This window comes from Tepidicaulis sp. (genome assembly GCF_965222285.1).
In the GTDB taxonomy this organism is placed as follows: Bacteria; Pseudomonadota; Alphaproteobacteria; order Parvibaculales; family Parvibaculaceae; genus Tepidicaulis.
In genome coordinates this window covers 1633720-1651597 of record NZ_OZ244942.1, presented here as the reverse complement: position 1 = coordinate 1651597, position 17878 = coordinate 1633720, and the positions used below count along the sequence as shown (strand labels likewise).

At 60.4% G+C, this 17878-nt stretch carries 16 protein-coding genes; 10 read left to right on the top strand and 6 right to left on the bottom strand.

Features of this window, described 5'->3' with window-relative positions:
- Positions 1 to 34 precede the first annotated feature (34 nt).
- From serS to ACOQOT_RS07720, 4 genes are read left to right on the top strand one after another with little or no spacing between them, the layout of a single operon-like run.
- Positions 35 to 1324 carry a serine--tRNA ligase gene (serS, locus tag ACOQOT_RS07735; RefSeq protein ID WP_420561756.1) on the top strand — a complete coding sequence of 430 codons (1290 nt, stop codon included), beginning with the start codon at positions 35 to 37 and terminating at the stop codon, positions 1322 to 1324.
- Positions 1324 to 2130: a 5'/3'-nucleotidase SurE gene (surE, locus tag ACOQOT_RS07730; RefSeq protein ID WP_420561755.1), complete on the top strand. Its 807-nt coding sequence runs from the start codon at positions 1324 to 1326 to the stop codon at positions 2128 to 2130. The genes serS and surE overlap by 1 nt, the downstream gene beginning before the upstream one ends.
- Positions 2131 to 2138: 8 nt before the next feature.
- Positions 2139 to 2813: a protein-L-isoaspartate(D-aspartate) O-methyltransferase gene (locus ACOQOT_RS07725; protein WP_420561754.1), complete on the top strand. Its 675-nt coding sequence runs from the start codon at positions 2139 to 2141 to the stop codon at positions 2811 to 2813.
- Between the two features lie 17 nt (positions 2814 to 2830).
- Positions 2831 to 3772: a peptidoglycan DD-metalloendopeptidase family protein gene (locus tag ACOQOT_RS07720; RefSeq protein ID WP_420561753.1), complete on the top strand. Its 942-nt coding sequence runs from the start codon at positions 2831 to 2833 to the stop codon at positions 3770 to 3772.
- Here the strand turns inward: ACOQOT_RS07720 and ACOQOT_RS07715 are convergent, their stop codons facing one another.
- Positions 3773 to 4633: an ATP-binding protein gene (locus tag ACOQOT_RS07715; protein WP_420561752.1), complete on the bottom strand. Its 861-nt coding sequence runs from the start codon at positions 4631 to 4633 to the stop codon at positions 3773 to 3775.
- Positions 4634 to 4864: 231 nt separating this feature from the next.
- Between ACOQOT_RS07715 and yajC the strand changes: the two genes are divergently transcribed.
- The 6 genes from yajC to ACOQOT_RS07685 all read left to right on the top strand — a co-directional run bounded on the left by yajC (position 4865) and on the right by ACOQOT_RS07685 (position 9871).
- The gene (gene yajC, locus ACOQOT_RS07710) at positions 4865 to 5206 is read left to right on the top strand and encodes a preprotein translocase subunit YajC (protein WP_420561751.1); all 342 of its coding nucleotides are present in this window, start codon (positions 4865 to 4867) and stop codon (positions 5204 to 5206) included.
- A gap of 32 nt (positions 5207 to 5238) precedes the next feature.
- A complete protein-coding gene (secD, locus tag ACOQOT_RS07705) occupies positions 5239 to 6855 on the top strand; it encodes a protein translocase subunit SecD (RefSeq protein ID WP_420561750.1) in 1617 nt (538 codons plus the stop codon).
- A gap of 11 nt (positions 6856 to 6866) precedes the next feature.
- Positions 6867 to 7802, top strand: a complete 936-nt coding sequence (gene secF, locus ACOQOT_RS07700; protein ID WP_420561749.1) for a protein translocase subunit SecF — start codon at positions 6867 to 6869, stop codon at positions 7800 to 7802.
- A 7-nt stretch (positions 7803 to 7809) separates the two neighbouring features.
- Complete coding sequence (locus tag ACOQOT_RS07695) at positions 7810 to 8184, top strand: Mth938-like domain-containing protein (RefSeq protein WP_420561748.1); 375 nt, start codon at positions 7810 to 7812, stop codon at positions 8182 to 8184.
- A gap of 161 nt (positions 8185 to 8345) precedes the next feature.
- A complete protein-coding gene (locus ACOQOT_RS07690) occupies positions 8346 to 8948 on the top strand; it encodes a urate hydroxylase PuuD (RefSeq protein WP_420561747.1) in 603 nt (200 codons plus the stop codon).
- 71 nt (positions 8949 to 9019) lie between these two features.
- A complete protein-coding gene (locus ACOQOT_RS07685) occupies positions 9020 to 9871 on the top strand; it encodes a phytoene/squalene synthase family protein (RefSeq protein WP_420561746.1) in 852 nt (283 codons plus the stop codon).
- A 1-nt stretch (position 9872) separates the two neighbouring features.
- On the opposite strand, the gene trmFO is transcribed toward ACOQOT_RS07685, so the two are convergent.
- From trmFO to ACOQOT_RS07660, 5 genes are all read right to left on the bottom strand, one after another.
- The gene (trmFO, locus tag ACOQOT_RS07680) at positions 9873 to 11273 is read right to left on the bottom strand and encodes a methylenetetrahydrofolate--tRNA-(uracil(54)-C(5))-methyltransferase (FADH(2)-oxidizing) TrmFO (RefSeq protein WP_420561745.1); all 1401 of its coding nucleotides are present in this window, start codon (positions 11271 to 11273) and stop codon (positions 9873 to 9875) included.
- 53 nt (positions 11274 to 11326) lie between these two features.
- Positions 11327 to 12706: a DUF3179 domain-containing protein gene (locus tag ACOQOT_RS07675; RefSeq protein WP_420561744.1), complete on the bottom strand. Its 1380-nt coding sequence runs from the start codon at positions 12704 to 12706 to the stop codon at positions 11327 to 11329.
- An 81-nt stretch (positions 12707 to 12787) separates the two neighbouring features.
- Positions 12788 to 14212, bottom strand: a complete 1425-nt coding sequence (locus ACOQOT_RS07670) for an amidase (protein ID WP_420561743.1) — start codon at positions 14210 to 14212, stop codon at positions 12788 to 12790.
- 35 nt (positions 14213 to 14247) lie between these two features.
- On the bottom strand, positions 14248 to 15675 hold the full coding sequence (locus ACOQOT_RS07665) for an amidase (protein WP_420561742.1): 1428 nt from the start codon (positions 15673 to 15675) through the stop codon (positions 14248 to 14250).
- Positions 15676 to 15734: 59 nt separating this feature from the next.
- Positions 15735 to 17825 (bottom strand): alkaline phosphatase D family protein, encoded by a 2091-nt coding sequence (locus ACOQOT_RS07660; protein ID WP_420561741.1) that lies wholly within the window; start codon positions 17823 to 17825, stop codon positions 15735 to 15737.
- Between the last annotated feature and the right edge of the window lie 53 nt (positions 17826 to 17878).

Sequence of the window (17878 nt, the reverse complement as noted above, 5' to 3'; positions counted from 1 at the left end):
CGCCGGAAGCCACATCTGACCCGACGGACGATCCATGTTCGATATCAAGCTGATCCGCGACGATCCGCAGGCTTTCGATGCCGCTCTGGCCAAACGGGGCGCCGAGCCCCAGGCCGAGACACTAATTGCGCTCGACGCCAAGCGCCGGGACGTCATTGCCCGCACCCAGGAGGCTCAGACCCGGCGGAACGCCGCTTCCAAGGAAGTGGGCACCGCCAAGGCGAAAGGCGATGAGGAGCGGGCGAACGCGCTCATCAAGGAAGTCGCCGAGCTGAAAGAAGCGCTGCAGAAGGGCGAGGAAGAAGAAAAGCGGATTTCCGCCGAACTCGACGACATGCTCTCGCGCATCCCCAACCTGCCGCATGAGGATGTGCCGGTCGGCAAGGACGAGGAGGACAATGTCGAGCGGCACAAGCATCTGGAGCCGCGCCGCTTCAACTTCGAGGCGAAACAGCATTTCGATCTCGGCGAAGGCATGGGCCTGATGGATTTCGAGGCGGCGGCGAAACTCTCCGGCGCGCGCTTCGTCGTTCTGAAAAGCCAGATGGCGCGGCTTGAACGGGCGATCGGCAATTTCATGCTCGATCTGCATACAAGCGAGTTCGGCTATATGGAAGTGGCGCCGCCCGTTCTGGTGCGCGATGAAGCGATGTTCGGCACGGGCAATCTGCCCAAATTCGCCGAAGATGCCTTCCGCACCGAAAACGGCTATTGGCTGGTGCCGACTGCCGAAGTGCCGCTGACCAATCTGGTGCGCGAAAGCATTCTGGCGGAAGAAGAACTGCCGCTGCGCATGACGGCTTTCACGCCGTGTTTCCGCTCCGAAGCAGGCTCCGCCGGCCGCGACACGCGCGGCATGATCCGTATGCACCAATTCTCCAAGGTCGAGCTTGTGAGCGTCACCGCGCCGGAGAAGTCGGCGGAGGAGCATGAGCGGATGCTGTCCTGCGCCGAGGAAGTGCTGAAGCGGCTGGAGCTGCCTTACCGGGTGATGACGCTGTGCACCGGCGATATGGGTTTTGGCGCGCGCAAGACTTACGACATCGAAGTTTGGCTGCCGGGGCAGGATGCCTACCGGGAGATTTCGAGCTGCTCGAATTGCGGGGACTTCCAGGCGCGGCGCATGGGCGCGCGCTACCGCCCCGGTGACAGCGACAAGAAGGGCAAGGGCGCGACGCGTTTCGTGCATACGCTGAACGGTTCCGGCCTTGCCGTGGGGCGCACGCTTGTGGCGATCCTAGAAAATTATCAGCAGGAAGACGGCAAGGTGGCGGTGCCTGCCGTATTGCAGCCCTATATGGGCGGGCTTGAGGTGATCGGCTAATGGCGGGCGCAAAACGCACGAGTAAGAAACTGCCGCTTGCGGGCAAGCGCATCCTGCTCAGCAATGATGACGGCATTCATGCCCCCGGCCTCAAGGCGCTGGAAAAGATTGCTCGGCAGCTTTCCGACGATGTGTGGATCGTGGCACCGGAAACGGAGCAGAGCGGGGCGTCGCATTCGCTGACGCTGGCCGATCCGTTGCGGCTGCGCAAAGTCAATGCACGCAAATTCGCCGTCTCCGGCACACCGAGCGACAGCGTGATGATGGCGCTGCGCCATGTGCTGAAAGATAAAGCGCCGGACCTTGTTCTGTCCGGCGTCAACCGCGGCCAGAATATCGCCGATGATGTGACATATTCGGGCACGATCGCGGCCGCCATGGAAGGCACCATTCTCGGCGTTCCCTCCATCGCGCTCAGCCAGGCTTACGGCTTCGACGGTAAGCAGAACGTGAAATGGGCAACGGCGGAACATCACGCACCGAAACTCATCCTGCAGCTTTTGAAAGAAGGCTGGCCGAAGGAAGTGCTGATCAACATCAATTTCCCCGATGTTGCCCATGATCATGTCAAAGGCATTGAAGTTACGGCGCAGGGCCGGCGTGATCAGTCGCTTGTCAAAGTGGAAGAGCGCATCGATGCGCGCCACCGGCCTTATTACTGGATCGGCTTCGAGGCGAAGAAGTCCAACCCGCCGAAGGGCACGGATCTGCATGCGATCTATAACGGCTTCATCTCCATCACACCCCTCCATATGACGCTGACGCATGACCGCTCCCGGCGCGCATTGCTCAAGGCATTCGGTTAGGAGGCACGATGCCGGAGGAGGAAAGAGAAGGGTTTGCGGCAGCCGATCCGGCGAAAATTTCGCTGATCATGGAGCTGCGCCGGCGCGGCATCAAAAGCAAAGCGGTGCTCTCCGCCATCGAACGGGTGGCGCGGGACAGTTTTGTGCCCACGACCTTCTCCAAACAGGCTTATGAAGACCATGCGCTGCCCATCGAATGCGGGCAGACGATTTCTCAGCCTTTCGTGGTCGCCTATATGACGGAAAAGCTGGAGGTCGGGGACCGGATGAAGGTTCTGGAGGTGGGAACGGGCTCCGGATATCAGGCAGCAATCCTGTCCCGTTTATGCCGGCGCGTTTACACAATTGAGCGTTATAGAACGCTGATGCGCGATGCCGTTAACCGTTTCGAAACCTTAAATCTGCACAACATTACTACAAAGGTGGGCGATGGTGCGTCCGGATGGCCGGAACAGGCCCCGTTCGACCGGATCATGGTGACCGCCGCTGCCCCCGAATTGCCGCAAACGCTGGTGGACCAGCTGAAAGTGGGCGGCATCATGGTTTTGCCGGTCGATATTCCCGGCAGGCCGCGCGAGCAGAAGCTGGTGCGTGTGACGCGCACCGAGACGGGCATCGAGCGGGAAGATTTGATGGATGTGCGCTTCGTTCCTCTTGTCGAGGGCGTCGCACGGGAGAGCTGAAGAGGCGGAAAGTGGCGATGAGACTGGCAGATATGAAGACCAGTCGGGCACTGCAGAGCGGTGCGGGGCTCGGCCTTGTGCAGCGCGCACCGCTTTTCAAACGTCTTGGCGTTCTTTTTCTGAGCTTTGCCTTCATTTCCGGTTGCGCCAGCCAGCCTGCCTGGTGGGATGCGCAGTACGATTACCGCAATGGCGGTTCTTCAGCCGGCAGTTCCAAGAATTATTCATCGAGCGCCCGGCGCAATGCGCCTTCGCCCCTGCCGCGCCCGAGCGTGAGCACGCCGCGCCGTCCGCCTGCGCAAACGGCTTCCCGTTCCAGTGGCACGTATCACGTCGTGAAACGCGGGGAGACGGTGTACCGCATTTCCAAAATGCATGGGATGCAGGTTTCCGAGCTTGCCAGCCTGAACGGCCTGGATTCTTCTTACAACATCGAGGTCGGCCAGAAGTTGCGCCTTAAAGGCACGCCGGTACAGGTGGCGGCTGCTTATCCGCAGGCCCGGCCGGGCCAGACAGGCACCGTGTCGCCCGGCGCGCCGCGTCCTTATGTCAAACCGCCGCTTCCCGCGCCGCCGCCGCCTGCCGGCGGGTTCATCTGGCCGGCGGAAGGCCGCGTGCTTTCCAGTTTCGGTTCCAAGGAAGGCGGCCTTCATAATGACGGCATCAACATCGCGGTGCCCGAAGGCACACCGGTGCGCGCGGCGCAAAGCGGTGTCGTCGCCTATGTCGGCAATGAGCTGAAGGGGTACGGCAATCTCGTTCTCGTGCGCCATGCCGATGGCTGGATGACCGCCTATGCCCATAACGGCAAAATTCTCGCCAAGCGAGGCGACAAAGTGGTGAAGGGGCAGACGATTGCGCTTTCCGGCCAGTCGGGCAGTGTGAGCACACCGCAGATCCATTTCGAAGTGCGCAAAGGCACGAAGCCGGTGGATCCCAAACGCATCGTGCGCGCTTAATTAGCTCAGCGGTTTTCCAAGCCGTCCCGCCACATCCTGAATATATTGCCAGGCAACGCGGCCCGAGCGCCCGCCGCGCGTTGCCGCCCATTCGACGGCGCCAGCTTGCAGCTCTTCCGGCGCAATATCCAGCTCCAGAAACGCGGCGTAGCCCGCCACCATTTCCAGATAATCCTGCTGCGAGCATTTGTGAAAGCCGAGCCAGAGGCCGAAACGGTCCGAAAGCGAGACTTTCTCTTCCACGGCCTCTGACGGATTGATGGCGGTCGAGCGCTCGTTTTCCATCATGTCGCTCGGCATGAGGTGGCGCCGGTTCGAAGTGGCATAGAAGATCACATTGTCAGGCCGCCCCTCGATCCCGCCTTCCAGCACCGCTTTCAGGGATTTGTAGCTCGTATCGTCGTGATCGAAGGAGAGGTCGTCGCAAAAGATGACCGTGCGCCGCCCGCTTTCACGGATCGCCGTCATCAGGCGGGGCAGGGTGTCGATGTCTTCCCGGTGAATTTCAATGAGCGCGAGAGCGCCCGGCTTTGCCTTGTTCATCTCGGCATGGGCGGCTTTGACCAGCGAGCTTTTGCCCATGCCCCGCGCGCCCCAGAGCAGCGCGTTGTTGGCGGGCAGGCCTTCGGTAAACCGCCGGGTGTTTTCTAGAAGGATATCGCGGACATTATCGACACCGCGCAAAAGCGAGATATCCACCCGCGAGACCGTTTCAACGGGTAAGAGCCGGTCCGTTTCCGGTTCCCAGACAAAGGCATCGGCTCCGTCCAGAGAGGGAACGGCCTCGGGCTCCGGTGCCAACTTTTCCAAGGAAACGGCAATCCGTTCCAGGATGGCCAAGAGCTCTGGGTCTTTGGTCATACGGCTTACTCCCTTGTCGCGCTCTTCCTGCCCGCCGTCCGGCTCACGGCGGCCCTGGAACGGGCGGACATTAGGGCGCTGCCGGGAAATGGTCAACGCAGTGAAAGCGACGGTAATTCAAAGGTTTGGGCCGGGTTTCGGGCCGAGACAGGGTTTGCAAAGCGCCAGCGCGCCGGTATAGTCCGGCCTCAGGATTCAAGCGGCGCCATGCGCCTCCTTCAGGAGATAAAGATGTTCATTACCCCGGCTTACGCCCAGGGCACCGGTGGCGGCAGCAGCGATCTGCTGATTTCGCTTTTTCCGTTCATTCTGGTTTTCGTCATCATCTATTTTCTGATGATCCGCCCCCAGCAAAAACGGGTGAAAGAGCACCAAGCGATGATCAACGCGGTGCGCCGCGGCGATGAGATCGTGACGGCCGGCGGCATCGTCGGCAAGGTGACGAAGGTGAGCGAGGGGGATGAAATCCAGGTGGAGATTGCCGAGGGCGTGCGCGTGCGCCTCGTGAAAGGCACGATCACCACCGTTCGCTCGAAAACAGAGCCGGCGCCTGAGGCAGCCAACTCCAACTAATTGAGCCACGCCTCAAGAAACGGGACCGTTTCATGCTTCGCTTTCCTCCTTGGAAGATCACCCTGGTCACGCTGATTGCCGTGCTGGGGTTCATCTACACCGCGCCTAACTTTTTCTCCAAAGACAGCCTGAGCGGTCTGCCCGGCTGGGTGCCGCAAAGCCAGATCGTGCTGGGGCTCGATCTGCAGGGCGGCTCTTACCTGCTGCTCGAGGTGGAAACGGACGCGCTTTACAAGGAGCGTCTGCAAACGCTGCGAACGGATGTGCGCAACACGCTGCGCCAGCTGGATGATCCCAGAGTGCGCTTCCGTGTGCGCCAAACGAACGAAGGTGTGACGGTCGTCCTCAACGATGCCGGGGATCAGGAACGCTCGATGGCGGCGCTGGAGGAGCTTTCCAGCTTCGTCGACGCCAACCTTTTCGGCGGGCTGCCGGAAAAGGACCTGGTGATCACGGCGGAAGGGGTTGACACAATCGGCGTGACGTTCTCGGAAGCTGCCCGTGTGTCGATGTCGCAATCGGCGGTTTCCCAGAGTATCGAGATCGTGCGCCGGCGTATCGACGAGCTGGGCACGACGGAACCGACCATTCAGCGCCAGGGCGAAAATCGCATCGTCCTGGAAGTGCCGGGGCTTGACGATCCGCGCCGCCTGAAAGACCTGCTCGGCCAGACGGCGAAGCTCAGCTTTCACCTGGTGGACCGTTCCATGACGGCGGCCCAGGCGCAGGCGACGCGCGTGCCCGCCGGCTCGCAGATTCTGCCGCTTTCCAATACGGAGCCGCCGCAAGGCGTTCTCATCGAACGGCGCGCCATGCTGAGCGGTGAAAACCTCGTCGATGCGAAAGCCAGCTTCGATCAGCAAACGAACGAGCCTATCGTTACTTTCCGGCTCGATACGAGCGGGGCAAACCGGTTCGGCGATATCACGACGCAGAATGTGGGTGCCCCCTTTGCCATTGTGCTCGACGATGTAGTGCTGAGCGCGCCGGTCATCCGCGAGCCCATTCTGGGTGGTAGCGGACAGATCAGCGGCGGTTTTTCGGTTAAGGATGCGAACGACCTGGCCATTCTGCTGCGTGCTGGCGCGCTTCCCGCGCCGCTGACGATCCTGGAAGAGCGCACGGTCGGTCCGGGCCTCGGGGCGGATTCGGTTGCCGCCGGTGAAATCGCAGCGATTATCGGCTTTGCCGCTGTCGTGCTCTATATGGGCCTTGCTTACGGGCTCTTCGGCTGGTTTGCCAATGTCGCGCTTGTGACCAACGTCATGCTGATCGGCGCCGTTCTCTCAGTGCTCGGCGCGACGCTGACATTGCCGGGCATTGCCGGCGTGGTGCTGACCATCGGTATGGCGGTCGATGCGAACGTGCTGATTTTCGAGCGTATCCGTGAAGAGGTGAAGGCGGGCAAAACACCGCTTGTTGCCATCGAGAACGGTTATAACCGCGCGCTCGGCACTATTCTCGATGCGAATATCACGACGTTCATTGCCGCGGCCATTCTGTTCCAGCTTGGGGCGGGGCCGGTGCGCGGCTTCGCCGTGACGCTCGGCATCGGTATTCTGACATCCGTCTTCACGGCATTCACATTGACGCGGATGTTCGTGGCGCTTTGGTACAAGTCCCGCCGCCCGTCGGCGCTTACGGTTTAAGGGGAACGAGCATGAGACTGAAACTTGTTCCGGAAAACACCTCGATCCCCTTCGTTGCTTATCGAAAGGCGGCATTCGCCTTTTCGATTTTGATCGTTCTGGCGTCCATTGCGCTGGTCTTCACCAAGGGGCTGAATTTCGGCATCGACTTCAAAGGCGGGACGATGATCGAAATCGAAACGCCGGAAGCTGCCGACATTTCGGCCATCCGCACCCAGCTCAACGGGCTGGGTCTTGGGGATGTACAGGTACAAACCTTCGGCGCGCCCAATGATGTGCTGATCCGCATTCAAAGCCAGGGTGGAGAGCCCGGCAGCGACCAGCAGGTTGTCGAGTTGGTCAAGCAGGAGCTTGGCGACAGCGTGCAATACCGGCGCGTGGAAGTCGTCGGCCCCAAAGTCAGCGGCGAGCTTGTGAACTCGGGCGTGACTGCCGTGGTGCTCGCCGTGGCATTGATGCTGATTTATGTCTGGTTCCGCTTCGAATGGCAGTTTTCCATCGGCGCGGTGCTGGCGCTGGTGCATGATGTTATCACCACGATCGGCATTTTCTCGCTTTTACAGATCGAGTTCAGCCTGCCGATCATCGCCGCGATCCTGACCATTGTCGGTTATTCGATGAACGATACCGTTGTCGTTTATGACCGGGTGCGTGAGAACCTGCGCAAATATAAACGCATGGATCTGGGCGAGCTGATCGACAAGGCGATCAACGAGACGCTGACGCGCACGACCATGACCGCGCTGACGACCTTGCTCGCTCTTTTTGCGCTTTATATTTTCGGCGGCGAGGTTATTCGCGGCTTCACCTTCGCGATGATCTGGGGTGTTATCATCGGGACTTACTCTTCGATCTTCGTTGCGGCGCCGGTCCTTCTTATCCTCGGCGTGAAACGCGATTGGAGCGCGACGGCGAGCAGCCCGGAACCCGGCAAGAAAGGCGCCTAAAGCCGAGATGGAGTTTTCCAATCCCGCTTTCCGTCAACCGCCCGTCGATGCCTATGGCGATGGCGGGTTTCGCGTGGACGGCAAGCGGGTGGAAGGCTCGCTTCTTCTTCTGCCTGCGCGTATGGAGCCTTGGCCGCTTGCCGATCTGAACGACGCCAGCATTCGCTCTTTCGATCCGCTTGTTGCACTGAAGAACGATTTCGATGTGCTGCTGATCGGCTGCGGAAAAACGATGACGTTTTTGCCGAAAGTGATTCGCGATCATCTGTCGGAGCACGGCATCTCCTTCGATGTGATGACCACGCCCGCCGCGTGCCGGACCTATAATATCCTTGCAAGTGAAGACAGGCCCGTTGCCGGCGCCTTCATTGCTGTGGACTAGTTTCCAATCTCCCCACGCTTTACTTGGCTTTTGCAGTTGATGCGCCTAGGGTTGCTCTGGTTTTTGCGAGTCGCTTCAAAGTGAGTCGCATAACTCCCGGCAATTGGCAGGGGGCCGGGTTCTTGAGGCCTTTGGGTGTGAAACTTTTGGGGAGGGCTATTATGGCTGCCATTCTCACGTCGCTTCGGAACACGGTGATTGCCGGTTTCGTCCTCGCGGCGGTTCTTTTTGCGATGTATCTGAATTGGGGCGGTGATCTCGGTCACGGCTTCTGGGCATTCATCTTCCGCTGGCTGCATGTCATCAGCGGTGTGATGTGGATCGGTCTGCTCTGGTATTTCAACTTCGTGCAGATCCCGAACATGCCGAACATTCCCGACGAACAGAAACCGGCCATCGGCAAGGTCATCGCGCCGGCGGCTCTGTGGTGGTTCCGCTGGGGCGCCATGGCCACGATCGTCACCGGCATCATTCTGGCGTCGATGAACGGCTATCTGCTTGAAGCCTATACGCTTGGCATTATCGAGGGCTTTGCCGTCGAAAAGAATATTGCCATCGGTATCGGCATGTGGCTCGGCACCATCATGTGGTTCAACGTCTGGTTCGTCATTTGGCCGAACCAGAAAATCGCGCTCGGCATGGTAGATGCCGAAGCCGATGCGAAAGCAAAAGCGGCCCGTACCGCCATGCTGTTCTCGCGAACCAACACGCTGCTGTCGATCCCGATGCTCTTTGCCATGGTGTCGGCACAGAACATCTATTGATAAGCACCGGCCCCGGCCGGTAAAGCAAAGGGGCCGCTCATGCAGCGGCCCCTTTATTTATGAGGTGAAAGGTGAGCGAGACGGCCTTCGACCGGGTTCTGGAAGAGTTGCGCAGCCTCGATTTCGAGCGCTATTTGAGCCTGCTCGTCATCAAGGAAGAGCCGCGCCGCGCACTTACCGCGCTTTACGGGCTCAACGCAGAAATCGCCAAGGTCCGCGAGCTTGTCAGCGAGCCCATGCTCGGCGAAATCCGTCTGCAATGGTGGCGGGAAACGGCGGAACATCTTTTTAAAGGCGAGACACGCGGTCATGACATTGCTGCCTGTTTGGCCGAGCTTCTACCGGGAAGTCTTGTGAGCGCGAGCGATCTTATCGACCTTATCGACGGGCGCTCGCGCGATCTGGAAGCCGGGCTCTTTCAGGATTTTAGCGATCTCGATGCTTATGTGGAAGCAACGCAAGGCCAGCTCATGCGCCTTGGTGCGAAGCTTCTCACCGGAAATGAGATAGAGCCCGGACTGGATGCAGCTATTACAGCGGGCGCGCGGGCCTATGCCTATATCGGGTTTTTGCGGGCGCTGCCTTATCAGGCCTCGCAAGGCTATATGATGCTGCCGCAATCGCTGCTCGCCAAACATGAGGTGGAACTGGAAGACCTGTTCAACGGCGTGGCCCGGCCGGGCCTTTATGACGCGATGAGTGAGATGGCGGCGCTGTCGCAAGAGGCACTGAACGAAATGCGCCGTCACATGAACGATATGCCGAAAATCTGTCTGCCGGTTTTCCTGCCGCTCGCCGTGGTGCCGCTTTATCAGAGACGGTATCTGGCGCGCAAAGACCATCCGTTCCGCGAACGGGTAGAGGTTCCCGCCTTCCGGCTGCAATGGCGTTTTTTGACGGCGCAGTGGCGCGGGCGTATTTGATTTACTCGGCGGCGGCCATTTCCTGACCTTTCAGCCAGGTTTCGATATCGCGCAGGGCGCGGGCGGTGAGCGCCTGTTTGCGGGCGCGGCCTTTTTCCTTACCGCGCAGCCTTTTGCCGTCCGGTGATTTGGGCGGTTCGATTTCAGGGAAAAGGCCAAAGTTCACATTCATCGGCTGAAAGGTTTCCGCTTCCGCGCCGCCGGTAATATGGCCGAGAAGCGCGCCGAGCGCCGATGTGACCGGCGGCAGCACGGGCTGAGCACCCCGCGCCTCGGCTGCTGCGAAACGGCCGGCCAAAAGTCCCATGGCCGCACTTTCCACATAGCCTTCAACGCCGGTGATCTGCCCCGCAAAACGCAGGCGCGGATCGGCTTTCAGCCGCATCGAGGCATCGAGCACGCGCGGTGAGTTGATAAACGTATTGCGGTGCAGGCCGCCAAGCCGCGCGAACTCGGCTTTCTCGAGCCCCGGGATCATCTGGAACACGCGCTTCTGCTCACCGTGGCGCAGCTTGGTTTGAAAGCCGACCATGTTGTAAAGCGTGCCGAGCGCATTATCCTGGCGCAGCTGCACGATGGCGTAAGGCTTCACATCCGGGTTATGCGGGTTCGTCAGACCGACGGGTTTCATGGGCCCGTGCCGCAAGGTTTCGGGCCCGCGCTCCGCCATGACTTCGATAGGCAGGCAGCCTTCAAAGTAGGGCGTGTTTTTTTCCCAGTCTTTGAATTCGGTTTTGTCGCCTGTCAAAAGCGCATCGATGAAAGCGGCATATTGCTCTTTGTTCATCGGGCAATTGATGTAGTCCTTGCCCGTGCCGCCGGGGCCCGGTTTGTCGTAGCGGGACTGGTACCAGCAAATGTCGAAGTCGATGCTGTCTTTATAGATAATCGGCGCGATCGCATCGAAGAAGGCAAGCTCGTCCGAGCCCGTCAGGCCTTTCACTGCCTCGCTAAGCGCGGGCGAGGTGAGGGGGCCGGTCGCGATGATGACCGAATGCCAGTCTTCCGGCGGCAGGCGGTCTACCTCGCCGCGCTCCACGGTAACGAGCGGATGGTTTTCCAGCGCCTCCGTCACCGCGCCGGAAAAAATATCTCTATCCACGGCAAGCGCGCCGCCGGCAGGGACTTTCGCTTTCTCCGCCGCCTGCATGACGATGGAGCCTGCCCGGCGCATTTCTTCGTGCAGAAGCCCGACGGCATTGTTTTCCCAATCATCGGAACGGAAAGAATTCGAGCAGACAAGCTCGGCGAACCCGTCCGTCTGGTGGGCGTCGGTGCCGCGCACCGGGCGCATTTCGTGCAGGATGACGGGCGTGCCGGCATTCGCAAGCTGCCAGGCAGCTTCCGACCCCGCCATGCCGGCGCCCACGACGTGAACGGGTTTGATGCTTTCATTGCTCATAGGCGGGAAATAGCACTCTGCCGGAGCGCTGGAAAGGGGCTAGGACGCGAATTTTACCGGGCCTCGGCGAGTTCGCCTCCTGCGCCCAGATAGCCCGACCAGGCAAACCAATAGGCGATATGGCCGGGAAGGCGGGGAAAGGCCTCTCCCTCCGGGCTGCGCAGGGCTTCCTCGGTCACCTGCCAGGCTTCACCGCCCGAGCGGACTTCACCGGGATTGCCGGTTTTCTCAAAAACCCGCCCGTCCGTGCGGTAAGCGCGCACCGTCTGGCTTTCTTCATTTCCGATAAGGGTCAGGGGCACGGCGCCTGCCATGTCGTTGATGACCACGCCGCCCTTGAAGGCCGCGAGCGGCCAGGCCTTGTCAGCCGCGCCGCCGCGCAAGGCGAAAACGTAATCCTTCGCGCCCAGCCGTCCATCATCGAGATAGGCCGGGAAAATGAGCTCTTTGCTGGCAAAATAATCCCCGTATGGCTGGCCTGGCCGATAATCGCGCTCAAAGCCTGTATCGAGGGAGAGCACTTTCGTTTCGGGATGGCTGGCGCGCCAGGCCTGCCAGTTCGTGATAACGACCGGCCGGGCGGAAAGCGTGATGCCGGAGCCGGCAAGAGGCCCCGCAGCAGGCTCGCCGGTGAACTGGTTCCAGAGCGAATTCGTCTCGCGATCATACATCAGTTTGTTGGAGCGGTAGAGAAGACCGGAGGAGCCGAAACGAAACGGTTTTTCCCGGCCCTTGATTGCTGTCTCGAACAGAATGCCCGAACCGCAGAGCGTGCAATAGGCAAGCGAGACGGGCACACCGCCCACCACGTCGTTCAGCATCTCATGCCAGTCCATGATGCGTAGCGGATAGGCCCGCGCATCGCCATTGATCTCGACGCCGAAGACAAGTTCCTCCGGAGTCAGATAATCCGCTTCGCTCGCAGGAATGAGTGCCGGATCATCAAGCGGGGGGATGGCGTCTTTCTTGACGCCGCCCCAGACGATCTCCTCCAGCCGGATCGTGTGGGGCATGGAGGGATAGACGAGTGACACGAATTTCGGATCGAGCGCGGCGAAGAAAGCCGAAAGGAAGCGGTCATAATCTTTATGCGGCGTGATTTCCGGATGTTGCTGCAGCCAGAGCATCCAGCTTTTCCAATCATTGCCGGGTTTCGCGCCGGTCAGTTTTTCGAGCGCGGCGACAATTTCCGGCGCTTCGGCCGTTTCGAAGCGCAGCGCACGGATCAAGGCGGACACGGCTTTGCTGCCACCTTTATCCACCAGCCAATCGACGGCAATGCGCCGCAGAAAACCGTTATCGCTTAAAAGCTGATCGGCCATCCGCGCGCGCTGCCCGGCATCGCCCGCGTCTTGCGCCCGGGCCTGCATGACAGGGAACGTGAGGAAGATAGCAAATAGGGCTGCAGCAATAGGGCGAATGAACAAGCGCATGGATGCCTCCTTCCCCCATGCTAGGGGGAACGAAGGGGCATGCAACGGCACACGGTTTGAACTCTTTGTGAGGAGGTGTCCTCAATTCCAGTGTTTGGGGCGCCGGTCCTTCCAGGGGCACTCTTTTTCAAGCTGCCCGGCAAGACGGAAGAGCGTGCCTTCATCGCCGTACCGCCCGGTAAACACCATGCCGATGGGAAGACCCGCCGCGCTTTGCCAAAGTGGCACGGACATGGAGGGCTGGCCGGTGAAGTTGAAGGGCGGTGTGAAGGGGAAAACCTTACCCTGACGCTTGTTGACTTCTTTCGGGTCAAGATTGACGGGGTCGACATAGCCGATTTCCGGCGGCGGTGTGCCCATGACCGGGGAAAGATGCACATCGAATTCTTCGAAGAGCGAGAGCACCTGCCGGTTCAAGAGCCGCAATTCCTGCCAGCCGTAAAGTGCCATTTCGCCGGTGACGCGCCCGCCATTGCGGTAGGCAGCCCAGGTCAGTTTTTCAAGCTCGTGCTCTTCCGGCTCCCGCCCGATAAGTTCCACGCGCCGGCGCATACCGGCGGCGAAATTGGAGGCGGAGACCATGCCTTGCGCCCGGTAAAGGCGCCGGTAATCGACGCCAAGGCCGCGTTCCACGACCTCATGACCGAGCGATTTGAGCAGTTCCACAGTCTTCTCGAAGGCCTGTTGAACTTCCGGATCGATCGGTTTGCCGTTCGGTGTTTCCGTGGAGACGGCGATTTTCAGTTTGCCGGGTGAGGCCTCTACCTCCTCAATATAAGGCCGGGCTTTGGGTGGCGGGGCATAAGGAGAGGCGGCTTCCGGATAGCCCGTCGCATCGAGCATCGCCGCGCTGTCGCGCACGCTGCGTGAGACGACATGATCCACGCTGAAACCGATGGCGCGATCGAAATCGTCCGGCCCGTTGGGGTTGCGGTCGCGGGTAATTTTCATGCCGAAAAGCCCGCAGCAGGCAGCCGGAATACGGATGGAGCCGAGCCCGTCGCTTGCATGAGCCAAGGGCACCATGCCGCTTGCCACGGCCGACGCCGCGCCGCCGGAAGAGCCGCCCGCAATATGGTTCTCGTTCCAGGGCGAGCGGCAGGGGCCGAGTAGGGCAGATTCCGTCGTGCCGGTGATGCCGTATTCCGGCGTATTCGTCTTACCCAGGATGACGATGCCCGAGGCGCGGAAACGGCGGGTAAGTTCGCTGTCTTCGCTGTCGACACGAGACCCGATGAAACGGCTGCCATCGGTGCGCGGCAGACCCGTAACTTTCAGGCCCAAATCCTTGATGAGGAAGGGCACGCCTTTGAAAGGGCCGTCCGACAACTTGCCTTTAGCCGTCTGCCTTGCCTCATCGTATGCTCTATGCACAACGGCATTCAAAGCCGGATTGTGTTTTTCGATCCGCTCGATGGCGGCATCTACGAGTTCGAGCGGCGTGACTTCTTTCTTGGCAACAAGCTGCGCCAGGCCGAGCCCATCATAATCTGCATAATTTTTCATTCCGTCTCCTCCCAAAGACCGGTGTCAGCCTGATGTCAGTTCCAGACCTGCGGCTTTCTTTCCTTCCAGGGGCGGGCCGTTTCGAGCTGCGCGGCAAGGCGCAGCAGCAAACCTTCTTCCCCGAAGCGCCCGGCAAACATGAGCCCGACCGGCAAGCCTTCCGGTGTCCAATGCAGCGGCAGCGAAATGGCGGGCTGGCCGGTCGCATTTTCAATGGCCGTGAAGGGCACATAGGTTTGTACCGGCTCGAATGCTTTTTCAGGATCGGTTTCATGAATGTCGATCGAACCTAAGGGGAGCGGCGGCGCGCCCAGCGTGGTCGTCATCCAGGCATCATAGGTGGCGTGGAAGCGTGCCATCTCGCGGCCCAGCATCTGAAAGGCGCTCACTGCCATGAGATATTGCGAGGCGGTGATGCTTTGACCGGCTTTGTAAAGGCCCCAGGTCAGGCCTTCTAGATTATCCTCGCTCGGCACTTTGCCTGTGAACTGCGCGGTCGCATCGATCTGCATGGCAAGACCGGCGGCCCACACGGCCATGAAGGCACCGGACATCATTTCCATGTTGAGATTGGGCGCCGTCTCCACAACCTCATGACCGAGCTCCTCCAAAAGCTTTGCCGTTTCCTGCACCGCTTTCACACATTCGGGATGAACGCTGTTACCGCCAAGATCTTTGGTGGAAAAAGCGATGCGCAGTTTCCCGGCAGGCTGTTTCACTTCTTCAAGGAAAGGGCGTTCCGGCACCGGCGCCATATAAGGATCGCCCGGTTCCGGCCCGCTCGTACAGTCGAGCATGGCCGCGCTGTCGCGCACACTGCGCGAGACGATATGCTCGCTGATCAAGCCGCTCATGATGTCACCCAGCATCGGGCCGAGCGGGTTGCGCGCGCGGGTCGGTTTCAGGCCGACAAGCCCGCAGCAGGAAGCGGGAATGCGGATGGAGCCGCCGCCATCATTCGCATGGGCCATGGGCACGATGCCGGCGGCAACTGCCGCGGCCGAACCGCCGGAAGAGCCGCCCGTCGAATGATCCGGGTTCCATGGATTGCGCGCAGGCCCGTAAAGCGCGGATTCGGTGATCGGCAGCAGACCAAATTCCGGCACATTTGTTTTGCCGAGAATGGAAACGCCCGCCGCCTTGAAACGCTGTGTCAGTGTATTGTCGGCAGGGGCAGGCAAGCTCTGCATGAGGCGTGAGCCGGAGCGCGTTTCCACGCCCGCCACGTCACCCAGAATGTCTTTCAGCAGAAAAGGAACGCCGGAGAAGGGGCCTTTTGCCGGGGCCTTTGCCGCCTCCCGGCCCATGTCATAAAGCTTTGTGACAACCGCATTGAGCGTGGGATTGTGTTTTTCGATCCGGCTGATCGCTTCTTCCGTAAGCTCGCTTGCACTGACCTCGCCTTTGGCGACGAGCTGAGCCAGGCCGAGCCCGTCATAATCCGCATATTCGTTGAACGCCATGAGCTCCCTCTCTTTTCTTATGAGGGATGATAGTCAGGTCTGCGTTGCTTTGTCAGCTTTCATGCGAACGGAAAAAGCGGCGCGCCTTGAATGGCGGGCGTAAATTCCGGCGGCTCCTCGCCGTCTTTCCAGGCAGGCACCCGCAAAAGCGTGGTGCGCAGGAGCTCGGTTCCTTCCGGCCCTTCATCGCGGCGCACATCGCCCACATTGACGAGGCGCACGGAAATCTCTTCTTCCGTCAAATCCACCAACCCATAGCCATGGCTGTTGGAATCGAGGAAATTGAGGCCCGGATTGGCGCTTTTGGAAGCAAAGACGCCCGACACATTGGGACTGCCGGTGACGGAGGCGGCGAGCCCCGCCAGCACGCCGTTGACGATGCTGTTGTTCCAGTTCTCTACCGGCCCTTCCGGGGTTTCATAGACCACCAGGCGGCGCAGGCTCTCGCTGTCGCGGGAGCGGGCTTCCACACCCTCATAGAGATTGCCGGAGCTGATGCTTGTTACGGCAAATTCGACGGCGGCGAATTCCGTTTCCTCCGCATCGGGATCGACGGGCAGGCGGCCTGCCGCATGGGTGTGATAATCGCCCGCGCAGGAAACGACATTGGCGATTTTTTCCTCGCGCAAATAAGCCATGAGCTCTGTCAACTCACCCGGATAGCCCTGCCAGGCATCGGTGCCGAGATAGCCTGTGTCGAGCCCGGCAAAAGGAATGGAGCCGAGATTGAGGCGCAGCGGCAGAGCCGGAATGGAATTCGCCCAGATTTTCCAGCGGGCGCCCGACTGTTTCATTACCTCTTTGAACCAGGCTTTTTGCTGCGCGCCAAGGCAGGTGCCGGGCGGGGCCGCACGGCGCGGATTGGGGATGGACGTTTCTTTATAGGTGATCGTTTCAGGTGGCGCGCCATTATTCGCGGTGCGTCCGGCATCCAGTGTCTTGACGATACCGACGGGGGGCAAGGGCGCCTCCTCGAGCAGGGCTTCGACCTCGCCGCTCACCACAGGCGGGCTGCGGTAAGAACGCGTGTCCGTGACGATGAGATCGGCAAGGCTGCCCCAGGAAAAAGCGCGGTAGATGGTCAGCGTTTCAAGTGCCGTCTTGTTGTCACCATCAAACAGATACGCGTCATCATATGTTTCGAACGGCGCATCCTCGACCGGGGCATCCGCAAAATCGGTAGCAGCATTCTCAACGCCGCCAATGCCGGGGCCGCCGCTCAAGATCGCGGGGATGAATTCGAACCAGGCGCGGTTGGCGGCAACCTTGCGCCGCTGTGCCGGTTCTCCCTCGCCAAAGTAGGTGTCGTGCGCCTGCCAGGCATCGTTGGTGAATTCGTGATCGTCCCAGGTACAAATGAAAGGAAAGCGCGCCCGGGCCGCCTGCAAATCAGGATCGGAAAGATAGACCTTATAAAGGTGGCGGTAATCGGCAAGCGTCACCGCAGCCTGCGCGCCCGGCTGCCACCAAGTGCGCGTGCCGTCCGGCACCCAGGGCGGGCTGCCATCGGGCAGTTTCGGCACGAGCCGGGCAGGGGTGCGGTCCATCGGCACGTCGCCTGTGACCTCATAAATAAAGTCGCCAAGATGCAGCACGAAATCGATCTGCGCCTCTTCGGGCACGCGCCTATCCTCGCGCACGAGATGCCGCCAGGCACTGAAATAGCCTTGCTCGTAATTCTGGCAGGAGGCGATGGCAAAGCGCACGGGCCGCTTGCTGCCCGCTTCCGGTGCCGTGCGGCTGCGGCCGATGAAAGGCGCGGCATCGGGACCGGCGAAGAAGCGGTAGAAATACCGGGTGTCGGGTTTAAGCCCTTGCGCAAAGAAGCGCACCGTGTGATCGGCCTCAGGCAGTGCGCGGAGCGCCTGTTCGATCACGACATTGGAAAAGTCTTCCTGCTCGGAGACTTGAACATAAAGATCGATGGGATCATCCGCGCCGCTTAGCGCTTCGACCCGCGTCCAGAGCATCAGGGCATCGGGCTGAGGATCGCCGGAGGCAAGACCTTGCGGAAAGTGATAAAGGCCCAGCGCCGGCTCGGCGAACGCCGCGGAAAGGCGGGGCGTGAACGGCAGCGCGGCCATGCCTGCATAGGCACCCGTGCCGGCCAGGAACCATTTGAGAAAACGGCGCCGACTGATGTCCCTCACATTGCCCCCCATTACGCAAGCCACCCGATATCGCGCCTGCGCCAATGCTCCCC